This window comes from Streptococcus sp. 2579, assembly GCF_013277195.1.
In the GTDB taxonomy this organism is placed as follows: Bacteria; Bacillota; Bacilli; order Lactobacillales; family Streptococcaceae; genus Streptococcus.
Genome location: NZ_VMMM01000016.1, coordinates 1 through 6,220, shown reverse-complemented (window position 1 = coordinate 6,220; position 6,220 = coordinate 1). Strand labels below are relative to the sequence as shown.

Here is a 6,220-nt window from a genome sequence, read left to right as displayed (position 1 = left end):
GCTGACACAGTTGGAGCTAAGAAGCCCAGACCTAGCAAAATCACACCTGTCGCAACAATTGCACCAGTTCTCAATTTTCTAAAGCCACGGAGGGACAAGCTTCCTCTAACATTTGTTTGTCTCATAATGTTTATTTTTCCTCACTATTCTATATTTTCCAAGGTAGACCCTGCCTAGGTCTACTAGCCTATGTTTGCGATATGGATAGGCTTCTACAGATTTATCTATCTATTTTCAAGATAAGATTTCTATAGATTTTTATGCACGATTCCATATATAAGTTGCGAAACTCCTTTCTAATAAATTCCATAACCTTAGTATATCATATTTAAGTACTAAAGTACAAAGAAAGCAACTGAAAGCAATGATTTTCACCATTGCTTTCTACTTCATTTATCATTTTATAACTTTCAGTTGCTAGCCTCATTTTTCAATCTAGCATCAGTATTATTCACCATCGAGCAAGAGCTCTTTTGGTTGTTTTCTGAGGAGATTGCTTGATGCAAGTGCCATAACGAGAACCACTAGAACTAAAGCAAGGACAAAGACGATGATAAAGTCTGATGTCTGAATAGAAATGTCTAGGCTTGACAAGGTCTTGTTAAAGCCATCTACTTCTGCACCACCACCAAGGTTAGAGGCTTGAGCCGCCTTGCTAGCCTGTTTGGCAACACCTGAAGTCACATTGGCAAGAACAGTATTTCCAATTGCGCGAGCTGTGTAGTTGGCTAGGAAATATGATGCAACAAGAGCTGGGATAGCAATCAAAATCGATTCGGTGATGAATTGTCCCAAGATACTTGCCTGCTTGAGACCGATAGAGAGGAGAATTCCCACTTCCTTGCGACGGGCATTGATCCAAAGGCTGAGCAAGAGGGCAAGGAGAAGAACTGAGAAACTCAAGCTACCCCAGAAGAGGAGGTTGGCCATCTTGTACATACCAGAGATAGATTGCTCAAGAGCTGGGTAGTTAGACGAGCTCTTCACCAGTGTATAGCTCTTCCAGTTGATACCACTTATGCCATTCAACTCTTTCATAACATCATCCAAGTTCTTGTCCGCTGTTACAAAGAAGGTTGCGTCCCCATAAATAGCTGTGTCTTCTGTATAACCATATAGTTTAGCAGCAGTATGGATGTCTGTGATAGCTGTATTTTCGTAAAGCTCTTGTGAGTAAGTTACTGCCGACTTATTGTGACCATCAAAGAGTCCCTTGATTGTCACTTGGACTGTTTCCTTGGCACCTTTTTCATTGTCTGCGTCATAGATATTGGAGTCCAGTTTAACCTTGTCCCCTACTTTCCAGCCGTATTTGGCTGCCAAGTCCTTGTGCAGAAGAATCTTGTCCTTGTCATCGTTGGTTAGGTGCTCACCTTCGACCAGCTTATAAGAACCGGAAACAAACTTGTCTTCTTTAGAGGAGTCATTGACACCTGTAATCATCAAGCTACTTCCAAAATGTTTGGCACGGTCAGGTGTCAGATTTTTCTTGGTTTCTGGAGTTTCGATAAGTTCATATCCAGTCAAATCTCCGATAGCGTTGATGCGTTTCACATAAGACTCGATGGCCTTGTTTTCGGTGATTTTTTTGATGTCCTCACCCTTGATATTCCCAGCACCACGAGGCGTTCCTTGATTGACGCGACGATTGATTTGCATGGAGAAGCTATTGGTGATATTTTTAAAGGTCTCCTGAGAAGCCTTGGCAGTAGCTCCCTTGATTGACAAGCCGACCAAACTCAAGCTCGCCATGAGGAGAATAATCAGGAAGATGACAATCGATTTGAAAAACTTCCTTGTAACATAGGCAAATGCATTGTGTAACATAGGTTCCCTTTCTAGATGTTGTTCTATTTCAATGTCTTATAACTTATATAAATTATTTTTTTACTATTTCCCTTAGATTGTTCGGACGGGAGCAATTTCCTGTAGGAATTTCATCCCTAATTTTTGAGCCCTTCGCCCTTTAATTTCTATGCTCAGGCTAAAATAGTTCCCCAAACTATTTTACTCTCAAAAATTCCGACCTTGATAATAACTTTGTTATTATCTAGGCTATCACTACTGCGGGAAATAGTTGTTAAAGACTCACTTCGTTTATTATTACTTTACACGTATCTGGTTACCAACTAATACTATTTTAAAGTTTAATAACTAGATTCTATATTTCAGTCAGTTTCTTGTCCTTCAACTCAAGTGTAATATCTGATGCTTGTGCCACTTCTTTGCTGTGGGTTACGACGATGACACATTTACCTGTTTTCTGGGCAAGTGATTTGAGCAGTTCGACAATATCTCCAGCAGTTTTAGGATCCAGATTTCCTGTTGGCTCATCAGCGAGAATAACTGGAGCTTCTGAGACCAAACTACGAGCAATGGCAACACGTTGTTGTTGACCACCTGATAACTGGAGAACATTCCGCTTGATCTGACTTTCATCCAAACCAAGCTCAAGAAGTGTATCCTTGCTTGCCTTTTTGTTGACCAAGCGGATATTTTCCAGCGGAGAAAGATAATCTATCAAGTTATAATTTTGAAAGACCAGGGAAATATGGTGCATGCGATGGTAGGAATAGCCCTTCTTACGAATATCCTCTCCTTGAAAAAGGATAGAACCTTCAACAGGACTATCTAAACCAGCAAGTAGGGACAAGAGAGTGGATTTCCCCGCTCCTGACTCCCCAATAATACTGTAAAATTTCCCGGGTTCAAAATTATAATTGATCTGATATAGGACTGCTTCAGCAGTGTTCTTATAACGGTAGGTAACATCTTGTAATTGTAATAAAGTCATGATTTCTCCTTCTTATACTCAATGAAAATCAAAGATTAAACTAGGAAGCTAGCCGCAGGTTGCTCAAAGCACAGCTTTGAGGTTGCAGATAAAGCTGACACAGTTTAAAGAGTTTTTCGAAGAGTATTAACTAATAGATGATAAAATTTCCTTAGGCGATTTTCTAAATAAAAATAGGAAACAAAGGGCTACAGATAAGCAACTAATCAATAACAGAAAGACATAGGATTCTGCAAAAGATAGGATGCTGGTTGATAAACTGCTTGCTTTAGCTAGCGTGTCTTGTAAGCTTGCCTGTTCTCCACTTGCTAGTAGTGTTTGGAGTAGGTAAGATGTGATGGCGTTTCCTGCAACAAATGCTGGAAGCAAGGCACCGAGAGATACCAAAACTACCTCCAAACAGAACTGTAGGAAGATCGAGCTCTTGCCTTTTCCAAGTGCCAGTAAAATTCCCACTTCGTAGACCCTTTCTCTCAACCAGAGAGACAAAACAAGAATTAAGGCTCCGGCTCCTGCTATCAACATTCCATAAAGGAAGATGGTCAGAAAGGTTTGGAAGGTTGCAACTGAGTCTTTGATTTGTTCAAAAGCCTTGTTTTCCTTTTCGACTTGATAGCCTTGATTTTCCAAGGCCAAGTTTTCTACCTGCTCCATGAGTCCGTCCATTTCCTTAGGATTTTCTACATAGAAGCGCGCTGCACTGACTTGAGCTTCACTATTTCCCAAAAGAGTTTGGCTACTGTCATAGTCTGTAAAGACTTGATTTTCACTGAAGTCAGAAGACAAGCCTGTGAATTTCTCCTGTTTTTTACCAGAAAAGATGCCAACGATTTCATACTCAACTGTGTGTCCTTTGCCAGCTTCTGACTGACCAGCTTCTAAGGTAATCTTATCATGAAGGGAAAGACTATTCTTCTTAGCCAACTCTTCGTGGATCAGGATTTTCTTAGAATCCCCTTTTTGAAGATGTCGCCCTTCTTTTAAGTTGAAAGCCGAGCTGGTAAAGGTCACATCCTTAGATGAATCTTCAAGAGCCGTTAAGCTAACCAAATTCTTATCCTCAGCTGACAAATCATCACGCTCCACGCTCTGCTCGCCACTCACTGCTTCCTTGTCTTTTAGTTTTGCGACCGTCTCCAGTTCAGGAGAAACATTTTCCAGTCCCTTAATCTTGCTTACAGATGCTAGGTCTGACAACTTGAATGTCTGACCATTCTCTATCTTCTTAATAGAAAAAGAGGTATTGAGTGATTTGTAAAGATTGGTTTCAACTGTTTTGTTGGACTTCATCAGAGTCAAACAGGCTGAAATTCCAGCCAACAGGATCAATAAAATCAGAAATAAAATAAAACTTCTCAGTCGCTTTCTGCTGACATAAGCCCAAGCTCTTTGGATTGGATTCATTTGTCACCTCCATATTTGTAAGACTATTATAAAACCCAAATATGAAATGTTTATGAAATACGAAAAAAATATCAAAAAGAGCAACGGCTTTCACCGTTGCTCTTTCAACTACTATTCTAGCTAGTTTCCGACTAGTCTAAGCTTTGCTTATCTTAGCTGAGCAAGAATAGCTTTGAGTTTCTCAATCAACTCATCTTCTGTGTGGTCAGACTCTTTCTCATTTGCTAGGAAGGCAACCGCTTGAGCGAGAGCTTCTCGTGCTTGATCAAGGAGTTTCGCATCTACATTTGTAAGGTCGTTTTCTTGTAGAATCTTAGTCAATTCCTTGGTCAATTTCTTGAGTTCTGACTCTTTCTTGCGACGAGCGATGAGGAAGAGAAGGAGACCAAGAAGGGCGAGCAGGCTGCCAATCATCGTACCGTATGGAAGATGACCTTGCTCTTTCCTTGTTTCTTTCGTTTCTTCTTCATCCTTAGTCGTTTGCTTGCCCTTCAAGGATTCGAGTGCTTCTTTGACCTTGGCAGTCATCTCTTTCAAGCCTGCCTCTGTCAAGTCAGCATTTCTAAGGGCTTCTTGACCCTCTCCAAGAATGATCTTAGCAGCGTCGATGACAGATTGATCAATACCATCCAAGTCTTTCAAACGAGTTTCCAGTTCTTCAACTAATCGCGCAAGCTCAGACTTGTCAACAGGACGAGTCTCGCTAGGAGTTACTGTATTGCCTGAATTGTTTGGAGTGTTTGTAGAAACTGGTGTTTCTTGAGCTGGAGTACTTGCTTGAGCCTGTCCAACAGTAGACGATGGAGTAGCAGGATTGCTATTGCTACTATCGTCGGTCGTCACACCAGGGGCTGGAGTGTTGCCACTGTTACCTGGTGTCACACTGTTGCTATTGCTGTCAGCAGGGGTGGTAGTACCGCCGTTGTTCGTGTTAGCACCGTTATCGACATCAGTACCGCTGTTGGTGTTAGCACTGTCGTCAGGACGTGGAGTTGGTGTTGGGTTTGGACGAGGAGCAGGCTGAGGGTTGATGTCATTGATAGCTTTCTTACCATTGGTCTTCGCTTCATCTACCTCATCGTTAGTTGTTGCACTGTCAATAGCTTTCTTAGCATCTTCTGCTGCCTTATCAACATCAGATTTCGCTTTGTCCTTCTCTTCTTTCGTCAAGTCGGTGCGCTTATCAATCTCATCTTTCTTAGACTTAGCTACTTGGTCGATTTCTTTCTTAGCCTCAGATTTCTTATCGCCAGTTGGATTGATGTCATTGATAGCTTTCTTACCATTGTTCTTCGCTTCTTCTACCTTATCGTTAGTTGGAGCGTCGTCAATAGCTTTCTTAGCTTTTTCTGCTGCTGTTTCAACATCAGATTTCGCTTTGTCCTTCTCTTCTTTCGTCAAGTCGGTACGCTTATCAATCTCAGCTTTCTTAGCTTCAGCCGCTTTGTCGATTTCTTTCTTAGCGTCAGATTTCTTATCGCCAGTTGGGTTGATGTTATCGATAGCTGTATTGCCATTATTCTTCGCTTCATCTACCTTATCGTTAGTTGTCGCGTCGTCAATAGCTTTCTTAGCTTTTTCTGCTGCTGTTTCAACATCAGATTTCGCTTTGTCCTTCTCTTCTTTCGTCAAGTCGGTACGCTTATCAATCTCATCTTTCTTAGCTTCAGCCGCTTTGTCGATTTCTTTCTTAGCGTCAGATTTCTTATCGCCAGTTGGATTGATGTTATCGATAGCTGTATTGCCATTATTCTTCGCTTCATCTACCTTATCGTTAGTTGTCGCGTCGTCAATAGCTTTCTTAGCTTTTTCTGCTGCTGTTTCAACATCAGATTTCGCTTTGTCCTTCTCTTCTTTCGTCAAGTCGGTACGCTTATCAATCTCAGCTTTCTTAGTCTCAGCCGCTTTGTGGCTTTCTTTCTTAGCGTCAGATTTCTTATCGCCAGTTGGGTTGATGTTATCGATAGCTGTATTGCCATTATTCTTCGCTTCATCTACCTTATCGTTAGTTGTCTCGTCGTC

At 41.4% G+C, this 6,220-nt stretch carries 5 protein-coding genes; all 5 read right to left on the bottom strand.

From position 1 onward, the window contains the following. Nucleotides 1-447: 447 nt before the first annotated feature. A complete protein-coding gene (vex3, locus tag HT725_RS07645) occupies nucleotides 448-1,827 on the bottom strand; it encodes an ABC transporter permease subunit Vex3 (protein WP_173218899.1) in 1,380 nt (459 codons plus the stop codon). 334 nt (nucleotides 1,828-2,161) lie between these two features. Then, nucleotides 2,162-2,794 carry an ABC transporter ATP-binding subunit Vex2 gene (gene vex2, locus HT725_RS07640; protein WP_125447604.1) on the bottom strand — a complete coding sequence of 211 codons (633 nt, stop codon included), beginning with the start codon at nucleotides 2,792-2,794 and terminating at the stop codon, nucleotides 2,162-2,164. Nucleotides 2,795-2,920: 126 nt separating this feature from the next. Beyond that, complete coding sequence (locus tag HT725_RS07635) at nucleotides 2,921-4,141, bottom strand: ABC transporter permease (RefSeq protein WP_345890544.1); 1,221 nt, start codon at nucleotides 4,139-4,141, stop codon at nucleotides 2,921-2,923. After that, a complete protein-coding gene (locus HT725_RS10460) occupies nucleotides 4,062-4,292 on the bottom strand; it encodes a hypothetical protein (RefSeq protein ID WP_345890543.1) in 231 nt (76 codons plus the stop codon). Before HT725_RS10460 ends, HT725_RS07635 begins: the two co-directional genes overlap by 80 nt. A gap of 53 nt (nucleotides 4,293-4,345) precedes the next feature. Beyond that, on the bottom strand, nucleotides 4,346-6,220 hold a 1,875-nt coding region (locus HT725_RS07630), incomplete at its 5' end, for a DUF1542 domain-containing protein (RefSeq protein ID WP_173253348.1).

What these genes read in the sequence shown, in the direction of transcription:
- vex3 (WP_173218899.1), bottom strand. Translation starts at nt 1,827, where the DNA reads ATGTTACACAATGCATTTGCCTATGTTACAAGGAAGTTTTTCAAATCG.
- vex2 (WP_125447604.1), bottom strand. Translation starts at nt 2,794, where the DNA reads ATGACTTTATTACAATTACAAGATGTTACCTACCGTTATAAGAACACT.